Source organism: Citrobacter sp. FP75 (genome assembly GCF_018342065.1).
In the GTDB taxonomy this organism is placed as follows: Bacteria; Pseudomonadota; Gammaproteobacteria; order Enterobacterales; family Enterobacteriaceae; genus Citrobacter.
In genome coordinates this window covers 455,615-472,416 of the sequence record NZ_JAFDOE010000003.1, presented here as the reverse complement: position 1 = coordinate 472,416, position 16,802 = coordinate 455,615, and the positions used below count along the sequence as shown (strand labels likewise).

17 protein-coding genes are annotated in these 16,802 nt (G+C 51.4%); 9 read left to right on the top strand and 8 right to left on the bottom strand.

The genetic code is table 11. From position 1 onward, the window contains the following. Window positions 1–10: 10 nt before the first annotated feature. Entirely contained in the window at window positions 11–1,450 is a 1,440-nt protein-coding gene (mdtQ, locus tag JQ822_RS13500; protein WP_213133878.1) for a multidrug resistance outer membrane protein MdtQ, read from the bottom strand. Window positions 1,451–1,622: 172 nt separating this feature from the next. Between mdtQ and JQ822_RS13495 the strand changes: the two genes are divergently transcribed. Continuing rightward, on the top strand, window positions 1,623–2,357 hold the full coding sequence (locus JQ822_RS13495; protein ID WP_213134083.1) for a class I SAM-dependent methyltransferase: 735 nt from the start codon (window positions 1,623–1,625) through the stop codon (window positions 2,355–2,357). A 69-nt stretch (window positions 2,358–2,426) separates the two neighbouring features. Then, on the top strand, window positions 2,427–2,510 hold the full coding sequence (gene yohP, locus JQ822_RS24565; RefSeq protein WP_000698460.1) for a small membrane protein YohP: 84 nt from the start codon (window positions 2,427–2,429) through the stop codon (window positions 2,508–2,510). 55 nt (window positions 2,511–2,565) lie between these two features. On the opposite strand, the gene dusC is transcribed toward yohP, so the two are convergent. Then, window positions 2,566–3,504 (bottom strand): tRNA dihydrouridine(16) synthase DusC, encoded by a 939-nt coding sequence (gene dusC, locus JQ822_RS13485; RefSeq protein WP_213133877.1) that lies wholly within the window; start codon window positions 3,502–3,504, stop codon window positions 2,566–2,568. A gap of 213 nt (window positions 3,505–3,717) precedes the next feature. On the opposite strand from dusC, the gene JQ822_RS13480 reads away from it, so the two are divergent. The 7 genes from JQ822_RS13480 (at window position 3,718) to preA (ending at window position 9,676) form a co-directional block, all read left to right on the top strand. Further along, window positions 3,718–4,116: a CidA/LrgA family protein gene (locus JQ822_RS13480; RefSeq protein WP_135321303.1), complete on the top strand. Its 399-nt coding sequence runs from the start codon at window positions 3,718–3,720 to the stop codon at window positions 4,114–4,116. Beyond that, the gene (locus JQ822_RS13475) at window positions 4,113–4,808 is read left to right on the top strand and encodes a CidB/LrgB family autolysis modulator (protein ID WP_213133876.1); all 696 of its coding nucleotides are present in this window, start codon (window positions 4,113–4,115) and stop codon (window positions 4,806–4,808) included. Before JQ822_RS13480 ends, JQ822_RS13475 begins: the two co-directional genes overlap by 4 nt. A gap of 148 nt (window positions 4,809–4,956) precedes the next feature. After that, window positions 4,957–5,841 (top strand): cytidine deaminase, encoded by an 885-nt coding sequence (gene cdd / locus JQ822_RS13470; RefSeq protein ID WP_213133875.1) that lies wholly within the window; start codon window positions 4,957–4,959, stop codon window positions 5,839–5,841. Window positions 5,842–6,008: 167 nt separating this feature from the next. After that, window positions 6,009–6,728, top strand: a complete 720-nt coding sequence (gene sanA / locus JQ822_RS13465) for an outer membrane permeability protein SanA (RefSeq protein WP_016153714.1) — start codon at window positions 6,009–6,011, stop codon at window positions 6,726–6,728. Between the two features lie 2 nt (window positions 6,729–6,730). Next, a complete protein-coding gene (locus tag JQ822_RS13460) occupies window positions 6,731–6,970 on the top strand; it encodes a DUF2542 family protein (protein WP_213133874.1) in 240 nt (79 codons plus the stop codon). A gap of 235 nt (window positions 6,971–7,205) precedes the next feature. Further along, window positions 7,206–8,447, top strand: coding sequence for an NAD(P)-dependent oxidoreductase (locus tag JQ822_RS13455; protein WP_213133873.1), 1,242 nt, complete (start codon window positions 7,206–7,208; stop codon window positions 8,445–8,447). Further along, a complete protein-coding gene (gene preA, locus JQ822_RS13450) occupies window positions 8,441–9,676 on the top strand; it encodes an NAD-dependent dihydropyrimidine dehydrogenase subunit PreA (protein ID WP_213133872.1) in 1,236 nt (411 codons plus the stop codon). The genes JQ822_RS13455 and preA overlap by 7 nt, the downstream gene beginning before the upstream one ends. Before the next feature lie 60 nt (window positions 9,677–9,736). On the opposite strand, the gene mglC is transcribed toward preA, so the two are convergent. From mglC to folE, 6 genes are all read right to left on the bottom strand, one after another. Continuing rightward, window positions 9,737–10,747 carry a galactose/methyl galactoside ABC transporter permease MglC gene (mglC, locus tag JQ822_RS13445; protein ID WP_006683806.1) on the bottom strand — a complete coding sequence of 337 codons (1,011 nt, stop codon included), beginning with the start codon at window positions 10,745–10,747 and terminating at the stop codon, window positions 9,737–9,739. Between the two features lie 15 nt (window positions 10,748–10,762). Then, the gene (gene mglA / locus JQ822_RS13440) at window positions 10,763–12,283 is read right to left on the bottom strand and encodes a galactose/methyl galactoside ABC transporter ATP-binding protein MglA (protein WP_196210430.1); all 1,521 of its coding nucleotides are present in this window, start codon (window positions 12,281–12,283) and stop codon (window positions 10,763–10,765) included. 71 nt (window positions 12,284–12,354) lie between these two features. Continuing rightward, window positions 12,355–13,353 carry a galactose/glucose ABC transporter substrate-binding protein MglB gene (mglB, locus tag JQ822_RS13435; RefSeq protein WP_213133871.1) on the bottom strand — a complete coding sequence of 333 codons (999 nt, stop codon included), beginning with the start codon at window positions 13,351–13,353 and terminating at the stop codon, window positions 12,355–12,357. A 296-nt stretch (window positions 13,354–13,649) separates the two neighbouring features. Next, the gene (gene galS / locus JQ822_RS13430; protein WP_213133870.1) at window positions 13,650–14,672 is read right to left on the bottom strand and encodes an HTH-type transcriptional regulator GalS; all 1,023 of its coding nucleotides are present in this window, start codon (window positions 14,670–14,672) and stop codon (window positions 13,650–13,652) included. A 144-nt stretch (window positions 14,673–14,816) separates the two neighbouring features. Then, window positions 14,817–15,974: a DUF418 domain-containing protein YeiB gene (gene yeiB / locus JQ822_RS13425; protein ID WP_213133869.1), complete on the bottom strand. Its 1,158-nt coding sequence runs from the start codon at window positions 15,972–15,974 to the stop codon at window positions 14,817–14,819. A gap of 14 nt (window positions 15,975–15,988) precedes the next feature. Beyond that, entirely contained in the window at window positions 15,989–16,657 is a 669-nt protein-coding gene (folE, locus tag JQ822_RS13420; protein ID WP_003027410.1) for a GTP cyclohydrolase I FolE, read from the bottom strand. Between the last annotated feature and the right edge of the window lie 145 nt (window positions 16,658–16,802).

Genomic DNA, 16,802 nt, shown 5'->3' with positions numbered 1-16,802 from the left:
GGTGGTTATATTACGAAGCGTGGTATCCACCACCCAACGCGCTGGTCAACTGAATAGATGCATCCAGCCACTGACCTTGTAGAATCAGGCCGTTGCACTGTTCACGCAGCGCCGGAATTTTGGCCTCGCTAACGCGGGAACCTGCGATAATCCCGGCGTTAAACCGCGCCTGCGCAAGCCCAACTACGCGCTGCGCGTCATGTTCTATCTGCTGCTGATGCTGATTTTTCTGTGCCAGCGTATCCACCTGCGTTGCCGTGCGCGCGACATCATTCACCGCCTCGACAACGGCTTTGTTGTAATTGGCAACGGTCAGGTTGCTCTGCGCTTTGGTGATGTCGAGATTCGCATTCAGCCTGCCGCTATCGAAAATCGGTAGCGTTAACCCGGCGGTTACCCCCATTTGCTGGGCGGAATGACTAAACAGATCGCTCAGATGCAAGGCGTCCTGTTGCAGGAAAGCCATCAGGTTGACGTCGGGATAAAACGCCGCTTTCGCCGCATCGATGCTGCTCAGTGAAGACTCAATATACCAGTGTGCTGCCTGTAAGTCCGGTCGACGGGCCAGCAGCGAATAGCCTAACTGGGACGGCAACTGGCTTTGAACTGCCGGCATCGCCGTGGAATGCAGCTTCAACGACGTGGATTGCGTATTGGTCAGTGCGCTCAATCGCGCTTCGATCACCTTCATTTTCCCGTTGACGTCGTTTAGCTGCTGCTCTGTTTTGCTGGAATCGATATCGGTCTCAACGCCTTCTACCGAGGACGTCAGGCCGTTTTGATACAGTTCGCGATCGACGGTAATGACGTTCTGCTGCTCCGTTTCAATCTGCGTCAGCACGGTTTTCAGCGCCGCCTGCGTCTGCCATTCCCAGTACAGACGGGAGACACCGCTCGCCAGCAGTTGGCGGGTTTGCTCGCGTTCGGCTTCGCGCGCTTTAACGGCGCCAATACGTGCCGTCACCTCCGCCCGGTTCTTGCCCCACAGGTCCAGATTCCAGCCCGCGGTTAACCCCAGGGTGCCATTGGTGTACCACGGTCCGGTGGTGCCCGCCGCGGGATCGGTGATGGCAAACGGTCCCATCAGCCCTTCGGCTGACATTTTCTGGCGCTCGACGTCCGCCGAAAAATCAATCTGCGGACCATCCTGTGCCTCAACCGCCCTGGCCTGCGCCTCCGCCAGTTGAATACGCTGCTCTGCAACCTGCATATCAGGCGAGTTCTTTAACGTGCTGTCAATCAGCGCATCAAGCTGGGGATCGTGATACGCCTTCCACCATTGGCTATCCGGCCAGCCATTTTTTAATGCCGCGGGTAACGCGGTATCAACGTTTGCAGCAGGCGTCTGCTGTGAGAGCGACTGGCGGGTATCGTGCATCGGAGCACAACCGGGCAACAGAATAAAAAGCGGCAATAATGCCGTCGCGGCAAAAACAGAATTACGATTCATGGAGGTTTACAGGTAAGAAATGATGCGCAGAGATTACGACTTGTCGCACATGCTTTTTTAGTTACGCGTGGCAATACATCTTTAGCAATAAAAATATATAATCGGCAAAATATACACCACATAAATAATATAGATTAAATAATTTTAATAATTTATGAATGGAGACATTATGATGTCACAGAATATCTATGACGACCCCGAGTTCTTTGCCGGATATGCCACGCTGGATCGCTCCGTAAAAGGACTCGACGGCGCCCCCGAATGGCCAGCATTACAGGCTATGCTCCCTTCGTTGCAGGGTAAGCGTGTTCTCGATTTAGGTTGTGGATACGGCTGGTTTTGCCGCTACGCGCGCGATAACCACGCCACAAGTGTCGTCGGTCTTGATATTTCAGAGAAGATGTTAGCCCAGGCTCGCAGCATGACGCCCGGAGAGGGTATTCAGTACCAGCGCGAAGATCTTGAAGCGCTTACGCTGGCAGCAGATTCCTTTGACCTGGCTTACAGCTCGCTCGCCCTGCACTATTTACAGGATATAGAGCGATTATTGGTAACGATTTACCAGTCATTAACACCGGGCGGAATGTTGGTCTTTTCTGCAGAACACCCTATTTATACTGCGCCACTCACCCAGAGCTGGATAAAAGATAAAACCGGGCAGCTGTCCTGGCCGGTGAATCATTATCAGCAAGAAGGTGAGCGTATCAGCAACTGGTTTGCTGAAGGGGTTAAAAAACAACACCGCAAGCTGGCAACCTGGATCAACGCGTTGATTAGCGCCGGATTTGAGATTGTCTGCCTTGACGAGTGGGGACCTTCTGCCGAACAGATTGCCACCAACCCCGCGCTGGATGAAGAGAAAGAGCGCCCGATGGTGTTTCTGCTCAGCGCACGTAAGCCTGCATAATTGAGCCTGCAGGCAGAGTTTTTAATAGTTTCCTATACTCAATCTGAACTCACCAAAAAGGGAAAGCTAATGAAAATTCTGCTGTGGGCTATTTTAATTATTTTTCTGATTGGATTGTTGGTGGTAACCGGCGTGTTTAAGATGATTTTCTGACATCAATGCCGGATGGCGGCTTAACGCCGTATCCGGCCTGCAACACCCTGGCCGGTTAAATCTTAATGGCCTGAATTGCGCGCGCGATATCCGGTGAATTATTGAGTGCGCGGATTTCCTGAAACAACGTTGTCGCTTCAGCATACTCTTTACGCAAATACCCCAGCCACTGCTTAATGCGCGCCACATGATATAACCCGGTATCGCCCTGCTTTTCCAGACGGGTATATTTTTTCAGCAATGTCACCACGTCGGGCCACGGCATCCGGGGTTCGTTGTATTTCACCACCCGGCTCAAGTTAGGAATATTTAGCGCCCCGCGTCCGATCATCAGCGCGTCACAGCCGGTGACCGCCATACAATCTTGCGCACTCTGCCAGTCCCAGATTTCACCATTCGCGATAACCGGAATAGTCAGTCGCTGGCGGATCTCGCCAATCGCCCGCCAGTTGATATGCTCGGCCTTGTAACCCTGCTCTTTGGTACGTCCATGAACCGCCAGCTCGCTGGCACCCGCCTGCTGAACGGCATCGGCAATTTCAAACCGCCTGTCGCTGCTGTCCCAGCCCAGGCGCACTTTCACCGTCACCGGTAGATGGCCAGGTACCGCCTCACGCATGGCTTTTGCGCCTTGATAGATTAGCTCAGGATCTTTCAGCAGCGTCGCGCCACCGCCGCTGCCGTTAACCAGTTTTGACGGACAGCCACAGTTCAGGTCAACACCATACGATCCCAGTTCAACCGCACGAGCCGCGTTCTCTGCCAGCCATTGTGGATGCTGCCCCAGCAACTGGATACGCACCTGCGTGCCGGATGGGGTGCGGCTGTTGTTATGCAGTTCCGGGCAGAGCCGATGAAACACTTTTGCTGGCAGGAGTTGATCCACCACGCGAACAAATTCGGTGATGCACAGATCATAATCATTGACTTCGGTCAGCAGCTCGCGCACCAGTGAGTCGAGCACACCTTCCATCGGTGCCAGTAAAACACGCATATCGTCACCCGCAAAAAAAGAGGCGCTATGGTACCGTCTCTGTGCGATAGATCAAAGCACCGCAAACGGCGCACAGAGGTCGCTCTGTTGATTGGGGTTATTGCCTGATGTTCCAGTTATCTATTTCCACTATGCTTAGAATTCATGATGTGATCGGTAGCACGTTTTTAAGTTTAATTGTATGATGAATCAGTCTCGTCAAGGGTTTCTACTATGAGCAAGTCACTGAACATTATCTGGCAATATTTACGCGCGTTTGTCCTGATTTATGCCTGCCTCTATGCGGGTATTTTTCTTGCCTCACTGCTGCCTATCACCATCCCGGGCAGCATTATCGGCATGCTGATTCTATTTGTACTGCTGGCATTGCAGATACTGCCAGCGAAATGGGTTAACCCCGGTTGTTATGTCCTGATTCGCTACATGGCGCTGCTGTTTGTGCCGATTGGCGTCGGGATCATGCAGTACTTTGACTTGCTGCGCGCACAATTTGGGCCGGTTGTCGTGTCCTGCACCATCAGTACGCTGGTCGTTTTCCTGGTGGTGAGCTGGAGCTCGCACCTTGTACACGGTGAACGCAAAATCGTTGGGCAAAAAGGGTCGAAAGAATGATGTCGTATATCTGGTGGTCGTTACCCCTCACGTTAGCGGTATTTTTTGGCGCACGTAAGCTGGCGGCGCGGTTTAAAATGCCGCTGCTGAACCCATTGCTTGTTGCCATGGTGGTTATCATCCCTTTTCTGATCCTGACCGGTATTCCCTACGATCACTATTTCAAAGGCAGCGAAGTGCTGAACGATTTGCTGCAACCCGCCGTGGTCGCGCTGGCGTACCCGCTGTACGAACAGCTGCACCAAATCCGCGCCCGCTGGAAATCCATTATTGCTATCTGTTTTGCCGGTAGCATTGTGGCAATGGTCACCGGTACCACTATTGCGTTGCTGATGGGAGCATCGCCGGAAATTGCCGCATCAATCATGCCGAAATCAGTGACCACGCCTATCGCCATGGCGGTGGGTGGCAGTATCGGCGGCATCCCGGCTATCAGCGCCGTCTGCGTTATTTTTGTCGGGATCCTTGGCGCGGTGTTTGGTCATACCCTGTTAAATGCTATGCGCATTCGTACCAAGGCGGCGCGTGGACTGGCAATGGGGACCGCATCGCACGCCCTGGGCACAGCGCGCTGCGCGGAGCTCGATTACCAGGAAGGCGCGTTCAGTTCTCTGGCGCTGGTCATTTGCGGGATCATCACCTCGTTGGTGGCCCCCTTCCTGTTCCCGGTGATTCTGGCCGTGGTAGGTTAATCGCCGTTTTTAGCTCATTTATTTGCGATGCGTTGCACATTTTTCATTTAAGTTTCATTAGTTGCATACGCAATGAGATTTAGATCACATATAAAGCCATAGCAGGCCCGTAAACTACGATCCCATTACATTGTTATGAGGCATCGCCATGCATCCACGTTTTCAAACTGCTTTTGCTCAACTCGCGGATAACTTGCAATCAGCTCTGGCCCCTGTTCTGGCGGATGCGCATTTTCCCGCCATGCTGACTGCTGAGCAGGTCTCTTCGCTGAAACGCGAATCGGGACTGGACGAAGACGCGCTGGCATTCGCTCTGCTGCCGCTGGCGGCGAGCTGCGCACGTACCCCACTGTCCAGCTTCAACGTTGGTGCAATTGCGCGCGGCATCAGCGGCACCTGGTACTTCGGGGGGAACATGGAGTTCCTTGGTGCGACTATGCAGCAAACCGTTCATGCCGAGCAAAGCGCCATCAGCCACGCCTGGCTGCGCGGAGAAAAAGAACTCGCCGCCATTACCGTCAACTACACCCCCTGCGGCCACTGCCGTCAGTTCATGAACGAACTGAACAGCGGACTGGATTTACGCATTCACCTACCGGGTCGTGAGCCTCACGCGCTGCGTGACTACCTGCCGGACGCTTTTGGCCCGAAAGATCTCGACATCAAAACATTATTGATGGATGAGCAGGATCACGGCTTTACGCTGCAAGGTGATGCGCTGACCCGGGCGGCGATCGCCGCTGCCAACCGGTGCCATATGCCGTACAGTAACTCCCCAAGCGGTGTAGCGCTGGAATGCAAAGACGGTAAAATATTCAGCGGTAGCTACGCTGAAAATGCCGCCTTCAACCCAACTCTGCCTCCGCTGCAGGGCGCGTTAAACCTGTTGAATCTCAACGGCTACGATTACCCGGACATTCAACGCGCCGTGCTGGCTGAAAAAGCCGATGCGCCGTTGATCCAGTGGGATGCGACATCCGCTACCCTGAACGCTCTGGGCTGCAATAATATTGAGCGCGTACTGCTCGGTTGATTACCACCTGACATGGCGCAAATCCGTAGGCCGGATGCGGCGTTTACTACGCCATCCGGCAATGCGCAGAGTGTCTAAAATCCCCTCAATCAGACTGCTGTTTCTTGCGCTACGCCGTCGGGTACAGTAGCCTGATTGAAATTCCATCCAAATAACGAGTTTTCTGCATGTTAAAGCGCGTGTTTTACAGCCTGTTAGTCCTGGTAGGCCTGCTGCTGTTGACTGTGCTTGGCCTCGACCGATGGATGAGCTGGAAAACAGCCCCCTATATCTATGACGAATTACAGGATTTACCTTACCGTCAGGTCGGCGTGGTCCTGGGCACGGCGAAATACTATCGCACCGGCGTCATTAACCAGTATTACCGTTACCGTATTCAGGGTGCATTAAACGCGTATAACAGCGGTAAAGTAAATTACCTGCTACTCAGTGGCGACAATGCCCAGCAAAGCTATAACGAACCGATGACGATGCGTAAAGATCTGATTGCTGCAGGCGTCGATCCGGCTGACATCGTGCTCGATTACGCCGGGTTTCGTACGCTCGACTCGATTGTGCGTACCCGCAAAGTATTTGATACTAACGATTTCATCATTATTACTCAGCGATTCCACTGCGAACGCGCCTTGTTTATTGCGCTGCATATGGGCATTCAGGCCCAGTGCTACGCGGTGCCTTCGCCAAAAGATATGCTCACTGTGCGGGTCCGTGAATTTGGCGCCCGTTTTGGCGCACTCGCCGATCTCTATATTTTCAAACGTGAACCCCGCTTTTTAGGCCCACTGGTGCCAATTCCTACCATGCATCAGGTCCCGGACGATGCACAAGGCTACCCGGCGGTCACACCTGAACAATTACTTGAACTACAAAAAAAACAAGGAAAATAAGCATGGATGTACAAACTCTCTTCGTCGTTTTGGCCTTTCTATTAATCCCTGTATTTTGTTTCCGTGAAGCCTGGAAAGGCTGGCGCTCCGGGGCTGTTGATAAAATAAAAAAGAACGCACGTGAACCGGTTTATGCCTATCGTAATCAGGAGCCGCTGCAATTCTGGTCCTACGTTCTTGTTTACGCCGGATGTGGATGTTTATCTTTCGGTATGGTTATTTATTTAATCTTTTTTCGATAAAGGTCATTTATTAATAGTAGCGTTTGAGAATAGCTAACATTATGAGAACAATTACCATTTCAATATAAGGGATTAATGCTGTATGCCAGCATTTCCCTTCTGCCCTCCTCTATTTGTGAATCCTTTCACAGAATACTCTCCCGGCAATGCTTAGCCTTAAGAATAACCTTTTGTATTTTTTCTATTTTGTTATTAACAGTTCACCTTAATTTACTCAAGCATTAAGGAAGAAAATATGCCACAACAAAATTATCTGGATGAGCTTACGCCTGCGTTTACTCCTTTATTAGCAATTAAAGAGGCCTCCCGCTGTTTATTATGCCACGACGCCCCCTGTAGTCAGGATTGCCCGGCGCAAACTGACCCAGGAAAATTTATCCGCTCCATTTATTTCCGCAATTTTAAAGGCGCCGCCGAAACTATTCGTGAAAATAATGCGCTCGGCGCCGTTTGTGCCCGGGTCTGCCCAACCGAAAAATTATGCCAGCGCGGATGTACGCGTTCAGGAATTGATACACCTATCGATATTGCGCGTCTACAACGCTTTATTACTGATTTTGAACAGCAGACCGCAATGAAAATTTACCCACCGGCGACAAAAACTTTGGGTAAGGTCGCTATTATCGGCGCAGGCCCGGCAGGCTTGCAGGCCAGCGTCACGCTAAGCAATCTTGGTTATGATGTCACTGTCTACGAAAAACAGGCGCAGCCTGGCGGCTGGTTGCGCTATGGCATTCCAGAATTTCGCCTGCCGAAATCCGTGTTAGATCTCGAGATCGCCCGTATCGTTGAAATGGGTGTCACCATCAAGTGCAATTGCGAAGTCGGTAGCGCACTCTCTGTAGAACAACTCAAAGCTGAAAATCGCGCCGTGCTGGTCACCGTTGGGATGTCTTACGGCTCCACGCTACCCATGTTTGACCAGGCGAATAACGTTGAGATTGCGGTCGATTTTCTGCAACGCGCCCGTAAGGCCAGTGGCGATATTTCCGTACCGCAGAGTGCGTTAATCATCGGCGGCGGTGATGTAGCCATGGATGTCGCCAGCACGTTGAAACTCCTTGGCTGCCCGTCTGTCACCTGCGTCGCACGTGAAGAACTGAGCGAATTCCCCGCCAGTGAAAAAGAGTTCACCAGTACGCAAGCGTTAGGCGTATCGATCATCGACGGTTTCACGCCGGTAACTGTCGCCGGGAATAAAGTCACCTTTAAGCATGTTCGGCTGCCTGGGGAGCTCTCGCTTGAAGCCGAAAAAATTATTCTCGCCGTCGGTCAGCATGCTCAGCTTGATGACTTCGCCGCGTTAAAGCCAGAACGCAATCTTATCAACACGCACAATTATCAAACCATCGATCCGGTTCTGTTTGCTGCAGGCGATATTGTCAAAGGCGATAAAACCGTGGTGTACGCTGTTAAAACAGGAAAAGAAGCCGCTCAGGCCATTCATCACTATTTAGAGGGAGCTTGCTCATGTTAACGAAAGATCTTTCTATTACCTTTTGCGGCGTCAAATTCCCTAACCCGTTTTGCCTCTCTTCTTCTCCGGTGGGCAACTGCTACGAGATGTGCGCCAAAGCCTACGATACTGGCTGGGGCGGCATTGTTTTTAAAACCATCGGTTTCTTTATTGCCAATGAAGTCTCTCCGCGATTTGACCATCTGACGAAAGAAGACACTGGTTTTATTGGCTTTAAAAACATGGAGCAAATTGCCGAACATCCGCTGGAAGAAAACCTGGCCGCTATTCGTAAGCTGAAACAAAATTACCCGGATAAGGTGCTGATTGCATCAATCATGGGAGAAAATGAACAGCAATGGCAGGAGCTGGCTCGTCTGGTTGAAGAAGCCGGTGCGGATATGATTGAGTGCAACTTCTCGTGTCCACAGATGACATCACATGCAATGGGCAGCGATGTTGGGCAAAGCCCTGAACTGGTCGAAAAATATTGCCGGGCAGTAAAACGCGGTTCTTCCCTGCCGATGTTAGCCAAAATGACGCCGAACATTGGCGATATGTGTGAAGTGGCTCTGGCGGCTAAACGCGGAGGCGCTGACGGTATCGCCACCATCAACACCGTTAAATCCATTACCAATATCGATCTGAAGCGGAAAATCGGCATGCCAGTGGTCAACGGGAAATCCAGCATTTCTGGCTACTCCGGTAAGGCGGTAAAACCTATCGCGCTGCGCTTTATCCAACAACTGCGCATGCACCCGGAACTGCATGATTTCCCGATTAGCGGCATAGGCGGTATTGAAACCTGGGAAGACGCCGCCGAGTTCTTGCTGTTAGGCGCCGCCACGCTGCAGGTCACCACCGGGATCATGCAATATGGCTATCGGATTGTGGAAGATATGACCAGCGGGCTGTCGCATTATCTTGCCGACCAGGGGTTTGATTCACTGGAAGAGATGGTGGGTCTCGCCAATGCCAATATTATCCCCGCCGAGGAACTTGATCGCAGTTACATCGTCTACCCGCATATCAACCTCGATAAGTGCGTCGGCTGCGGACGCTGTTACATCTCCTGTTATGACGGCGGGCACCAGGCGATGGAATGGAATGAGCAAACCCGTACCCCACACTGCAACACCGAAAAATGCGTGGGTTGCTTGCTATGTGGTCACGTTTGCCCGGTCGCCTGCATCGATTTAGGCGAGGTCAAATTCAAAACAGGTGAGAAAGAGCACGCGTTAACGCTGTAACAGCAGAAACAAAAAATCCCGGTGCAAATTTCTCTGCACCGGGATTTTTGTTTTATCGCATTATTTCTTACGTGCGTATTTCAGAGAATCCAGCGCCACCGCGAAAATGATGATGCCGCCCTTAATAATGTACTGCCAGTAGGGGTTCACGCCGATGTAGGTTAAACCGTAGTTGATGACGGTGAAGATAATCACACCGGTCACCACGCCGAAGACAGTACCTACCCCACCGCTGAACGACACACCGCCAACCACGCAAGCTGCAATCGCATCCAGCTCATACATAAAGCCGAGGTTGTTGGTCGCCGAGCCGATACGCCCTGCTTCCAGCAAACCACCGAAAGCGTAGAACACCCCGGACAGTGCATAGATAATCAGCAGATTCAGCGCAACGTTAACCCCCGACACTTTCGCTGCTTCCGGGTTACCGCCGATGGCAAAAATGTTTTTACCAAAGCGGGTCTTGTTCCACAGTACCCAGACAAAGGCTACCGCAATTAGCGCATAGAAGGTGATGTAGGAGAGTCGGAAGCTGCCCAGCGCAATAAAGCCCTGCGCAAAGGTTGAGAATCCACTGTCAAAGCCAGAAATTGGCGATGCACCGACAAAGTCGTAGTACAGGGAGTTAATCCCGTAAACGATGATCATCGTGCCGAGGGTGGTGATAAACGGCGTCACGTTCAGGTAAGCAATGATGATGCCGTTCACCAGGCCGATAATAGCGCCAATGACGCAGACGATCAGCACCACCACGATGATCGGCATGGTGGCCATTTCCGGAAACACTTTGTTGGCGTTGTCCATCGATTGCAGCAAGGTGGCCGCAACCACCGCCGCCAGGCCGACCTGACGCCCGGCAGAAAGGTCAGTCCCCTGGGTGACAATCAGCCCAGCGACGCCCAGCGCGATAATAATACGCACCGAGGATTGCGTCAGAATGTTACTCAGGTTTAGTAAACTTAAGAATGTGGGGTCCTGGAAAATAATAATGGCCAGCAGAACTAAAAGAACAACGTAAATTCCGCCTTCTTTCAGATAAGTAAGAAAACTTTTCTTATTTAACGCACTCATGAGGAGCCCCTAATCTTAAAGGTGCAAAGACGCAAGACGGAGGATTTCGTTTTGCGTTGTTGTTTTAGTGTCAACAATTCCAGCCACGAGACCGTTGCTCATAACCAGAATACGATCGGTAATACCCAGCAGTTCCGGCATTTCAGAGGAAATAATAATTATCCCTTTCTCTTTTTTGGCCAGTTCTGCAATTAACTGATAAATTTCAAATTTCGCACCGACGTCGATTCCGCGCGTGGGTTCATCCAGCATCAGTATCTCTGGCTGCGTTAACAACCAACGACCAATAACCACCTTTTGTTGGTTACCGCCGGAAAGGGAACCTATTTGCGTACGATGGCCCGGTGTTTTCACCCTCATTGAGTCAATAACCCATTGGGTATCGCTCTTCATGCGGGAATTATCTAACAGGCCGACTTTGTTTTTATAGTTCTGGATATTAGAGATTAACGAGTTAAATCCAATGTCCAGATAGGCATAAATACCGGTTGAGCGACGCTCTTCTGTAACCAACGCAAAACCATGGTTAATGGCTTCATTTGCACTGTGGTTATTAATTTTTTTGCCGTGGAGCGTAATCGTACCCGATGATTTCTCACGAATACCAAACAGGGTTTCCACGATATCGGTCCGTTTTGCGCCGACCAGTCCGGCAATCCCGAGGATCTCCCCTTTATGCAGATCAAAAGAGATATCACGAATCGACGGTTGACGCAGCGACGTCAGGTTACGCACCTGCAAAATCACTTCACCTGGCGTATTCTCTTTGTCCGGGAATCGTTGGTTCAGCGAACGGCCCACCATCATGGCGATGATCTTATCCATATCCAGCCCTTCCAGCGGCTGGGTGGCAATCCACTGACCGTCGCGCAGTACGGTGATTTCATCGCACAGCTGAAAGATCTCTTCCATCTTGTGAGAAATATACACGATGCCGCATCCGCGCTCTTTCAGCTTGCGGATGATGGTGAACAGATGATTAACCTCTTTCTCGGTTAACGATGAGGTCGGTTCATCCATGATGACGATTTTGGCGTCATACGAAAATGCTTTGGCAATTTCTATCATCTGCATTTGTGAAACAGATAAGGTACCGACGCGCGCACGCGGATCGATATCAATATCCAGCTCATCAAATATCGCTTTGGTGTCGCGGTACATTTTGTCCTGATCGACAAACATGCCTTTGGTGGGATAGCGTCCCAGCCACATGTTATCCATCACCGAACGTTGTAAGACCAGGTTTAATTCCTGGTGTACCATCGAGATACCGTTTTCAAGCGCTTCTTTAGCAGAATGAAAATCGATTTCTTTACCCTGGAATAAAATACTGCCGGAATCTTTTTGATAGATCCCAAAAAGACATTTTAATAATGTCGACTTTCCAGCACCATTCTCACCCATCAGGGCATGAATAGAGTGTGGGCGGACTTTTAAATTGACATTATCAAGAGCCTTAACGCCGGGAAAGGACTTGTTGATGCCGCTCATTTCCAACAAGTATTCGCCTGACGACTGAGTATTAGTGCTGACCATAATTATACCTTGTTGGCCTTGCAAAGCGTGTTATTAAGGGCGCAATGACATTGCGCCCACAGACGGAGTAATTACTTGTTGGTGAACTCAGCCAGGTTATCTTTGTCGACGCCGACATAAGGAATACGAACGATTTTATTCTCGATTTTCCAGGTCGTACCATCAGCGGCACCTTTGCCGGCAGCCAGGTTTTTCGCCAGATCGAAGGTGGCTTTCGCCTGGTTGTTAGCATCGTTCAGCACGGTACCGGCCATCGCGCCAGATTTAACCAGTGCCAGTGCTTCTGGCAGCGCATCCACGCCAAATACCGGTACGCTGGTTTTGTTGTGTGCTTTCAGCGCTTCAACTGCGCCCATCGCCATGGCGTCGTTGTTAGCGATAACCACTTCAATTTTGTTGGCATTTGGACCGGACATCCACGCATCAACTTTATCTTTCGCCTGAGCGGTGTCCCACATGGCGGTGTCTAACTGCAGCTGCTCGGTTTTAATGCCTTTGTCGTTCAGCTCTTTAATCACGTAGGTGGTACGTGCTTCAGCATCCGGGTGTCCCGGCTCGCCTTTCAGCAGAACAAACTGAATTTTACCGTCTTTGTTCAGATCCCAGTTCGGGTTTGCCGCCCAGTGCTTAGCAATCAAATCACCCTGGATGATACCGGATTCTTTAGAGTCAGTACCGACATAGAAGGCTTTGTCATAGCTGTCCAGCGCTTTGCGAGAAGGCTCTTTGTTGAAGAATACGATAGGGACGTTCTGACCGCGTGCTTTCTCAATGACCGTGCCTGCCGCAGCCGGGTCAACCAGGTTGATCGCCAGGGCTTTAACACCTTTTGCCAGCAGCACGTCAATCTGATCGTTTTGTTTAGACTGATCGTTCTGGGAGTCATTCATCAACAGCTGTACATCCGGCGCCGCTTTGGCATCTTTTTCGATAGCTTTACGTACCACGGACATAAAGTTATCGTCATACTTATAAATCGTCACACCAATGCGAGTATCAGCAGCGTGCGCAGCCGCGCCGAATAACATGCTTGCCATTACAGCAGACAGGGTCAACACCTTCTTATTCATGGTATCTCCGGTTTTATTATGCAGGGTAGTACTTGAGATAAATGCTCGGCGGGGCAGAACGTTACTTAACTGTTACTGAACGCCGAAGCTCACTTTTAAAAATATTTCTTCCGTGTCTGGCAACGCTCCAAAAACAGGCTTTAATTATTGTTTAAGACGCCTATACCTCGATGAAAGTGATTATTCACCGTTACATAGTAGTTACAGCGCAGCAAACAGTGTCATCATAGCTATCGCATTGTTAAGATACTGTGAATTTACTCACAGATTGAAAGCGGTTACATCAGGTGACATTATCAGTTAGTGATCGATGCCGCATTCTGCCGCAACGCCACAGAATGACGCCGCACCAGCGTCGGCATAAAACAGTGCGTTGCTGCCGGGTCCAGCGTGCCCGCCGCGCCTTGCAGTGCAAGCTCTGTCGCCATTTTCGCCATTGACGCAATAGGATAGCGCACGGTGGTCAACTGAGGGTCGGTGTAACGGGCAATGGGGATGTCATCGAAACCAATGATAGACAAATGTAATGGAATAGCGATGCCATTGTCTTTCAACGCCGTCAGCGCACCGGCGGCCATATTGTCGTTGTAGGCGAAGACCGCCGTCAGCTGCAAATTGCGCCCCAGCAGTTCCACCATCGCTGACTCTCCCCCCGGCATATCAGGTGCACCGGTACCCACCCAGCTTTCCGCTGGCGTAATGCCGTGTTCTTGCAACGCGCTCATCCAGCCCTCTTTGCGCATCGCATCATCTTCAATACGGTGACTTGACGCCAGGTAGCCGATACGTTGATGCCCGTTATTGAGCAGCATGCGGGTCGCCATTTTGGCCCCGCTGATATTGTCCAGACAGACGCAGCGATGGGCGTAACCCGGGACGATGCGATTAATGAGCACCATGCCCGGGATGCTTTCCATAAACTCACTGAGCTCGCGATCGCTCAACGCTTTTGAGTGAACAATCAAGGCATTACAACGTTGGCGGATCAGGACTTCAATGGCATGACGTTCTTTTTCAGCTTCGTGGTAACTGTTGCCAATCAGCACATATTTCTGATGCTGCTGGGCCACCAGATCCACGGCTTTTACCAGCGCGCCAAAAAAAGCATCGGATACATCCATCACCACGACCCCAATGGTGTCGCTCACCTGCGTCGCCAGCGCTTGCGCATTGGCATTGGGTCGGTAGCCCAACAACGTCACTGCCTTCATTACCGCTTCACGGGTGTCAGGACTCACCAGCGCACTGTTATTCAGTACCCGGGAAACCGTCGCTACAGAAACGCCAGACTGCCGTGCCACATCACGTATGGTTACCATATTCACTGCCCTGTTTAAGATTGCGGTTGCCCACGGACACCCCAGTCTGGCTATTTTGTCAGCACGAGGTACAGGACTGCGTGAGTCATGTCACAGGAATGAAAACGGTTACATCCATTTTGTTAATGAATGTGATCCAGATCGTTATCTGGATGTTCGCGGTAATGATGTCCCGGCAGCACGCAGGGTTAATTGACGCCATAGCCACTCTACCGGCCCCTGCCGATAGAAACGTAGCCAAATGACAGAGAAAAGCAGGTTAACAGCCCAGACAGGAATTACGAAAAATAGCAGTGTCAGCCGGTCAAATTGCATAAATAAGCCGAACTGATAAAACAGCGTGGTGCAGATAAGCGTCTGCAACAGATAATTGGTCAGCGCCATGCGCCCTACACAGGCAATAGCGATAACCATTTTAAAGCGACTCAGCTGCGGCCAAAAACCAAACATCAAAGCAGCGTAGCCGACGGTCTGAAACGGCGCGCTCAGTTCACGCGGAGCTTGTAACAGGAAGGCACACCAGCGATACGCCCAGTCCAGATGCCACTGCAGCATAACCGCAGGCAGATTAATGACTATTCCTGTCGCCACCAGCAGCAACCCTGTACGTCGATAATGCCGCAAGCTGTACTGGCCTTTCAGCCAGCCACTGCGCATCAATGCCGCACCAAGCAGCATCATTCCTGCCAGCTGCCAGCCGTACTGCGCCCCCAGCGCCAGCAGACTGTTCGACAGCATATCCACGCGATTACTGACCGCTTCCATGCCGCCATTAATCTTCCAGTATTTTTCATACAGCAACGCGGAGGCATCCGGCGTCCAGGCCCGGCTGGTTTCACTCCCGGAGATAACGCCCAGCAACAGCAGTACGCCAACACCCACCAGATAGAGCAGCACGCCAGTATTAAACAGACTTTTTACCGAGGGAGCATCGCGGATCAGCCGCCAGCAAATCAGGCCGATTAAGCCATACGCCAGCAGGATATCACCATCCCAGAAGAGTAAGCCGTGAATAAAGCCCAATAAGACCAGCAGTGTCAGTCGCGACTGGATCCAGCGTTTACCGCGCGGGAGCAGCATTTGCAGGCCCGCGCCAAATAGCAGAGCGAACAGCGTGAGGAATTTTACCTGCGCGAAGAGATCGAGCACCGCCCAGGTCCAGGCGTCCGATAAGGTAATGCTGCCAGCCCAGGCCGGATTGAGATATGCCGCCTTTGGCAAACCAAAGGCGCTGATATTGAGAAGCAGGATACCGAGGATGGCGACGCCACGAATAAAATCCAGCGTGACATTACGCTCCATGGTCCCTGTCCTGGTCAGTTATGGTGACGTACAGCGCGCAGGAATTCCTGACGCGTATTCTGGCTGGACTTAAATAATCCACCCAGTGAGGTGGTGGTAGTCGCACTGGTCGCATCACGAATGCCGCGCGCTTTCACGCAGTAATGCACCGCATCAATCGACACCGCCACATTATTCGTCCCCAGCAGCGTTTGCAGCGCGGTAAGAATTTGCTGGGTCAGACGCTCCTGCACCTGCGGACGCTGGGCGAAGAATTGCACAATGCGGTTAATCTTTGACAGACCAATAACTGAATCTTTCGGGATGTACGCCACCGTCGCTTTGCCATCGATGGTGACAAAGTGATGTTCGCAGGTGCTGGTCAGCGTGATATCACGCACCGTGACCATCTCGTCAACCTTCATTTTGTTTTCAATGACGGTGATTTTCGGGAAATTGGCGTAATCGAGGCCAGAGAAAATCTCATCGACATACATTTTCGCAATGCGATGTGGAGTTTCCATCAGGCTGTCATCGCTCAAATCGAGATTGAGCAATTGCATAATCTCGGTCATATGGCCGGAGATAAGACGTTTGCGCGTTTCGTTATCCATCTCTTGCACGGGCGGGCGCAGCGGGGTTTCGAGACCACGCGCAACCAGCGCTTCATGAACCAGGGCCGCTTCTTTACTGAGTGATGACATTTATTTTTCTCCTGCAGGTGTGGCGCCTTCGCCCTGCGTGGGGCAAAGTTTTTAGGCTGTGTCACAGCCAGAACATTGTGCGTGAGGCGGCGCACATAATCCAGTATTCACCGCGATAATTATTGAAATTGGCACCGCCTTTCAG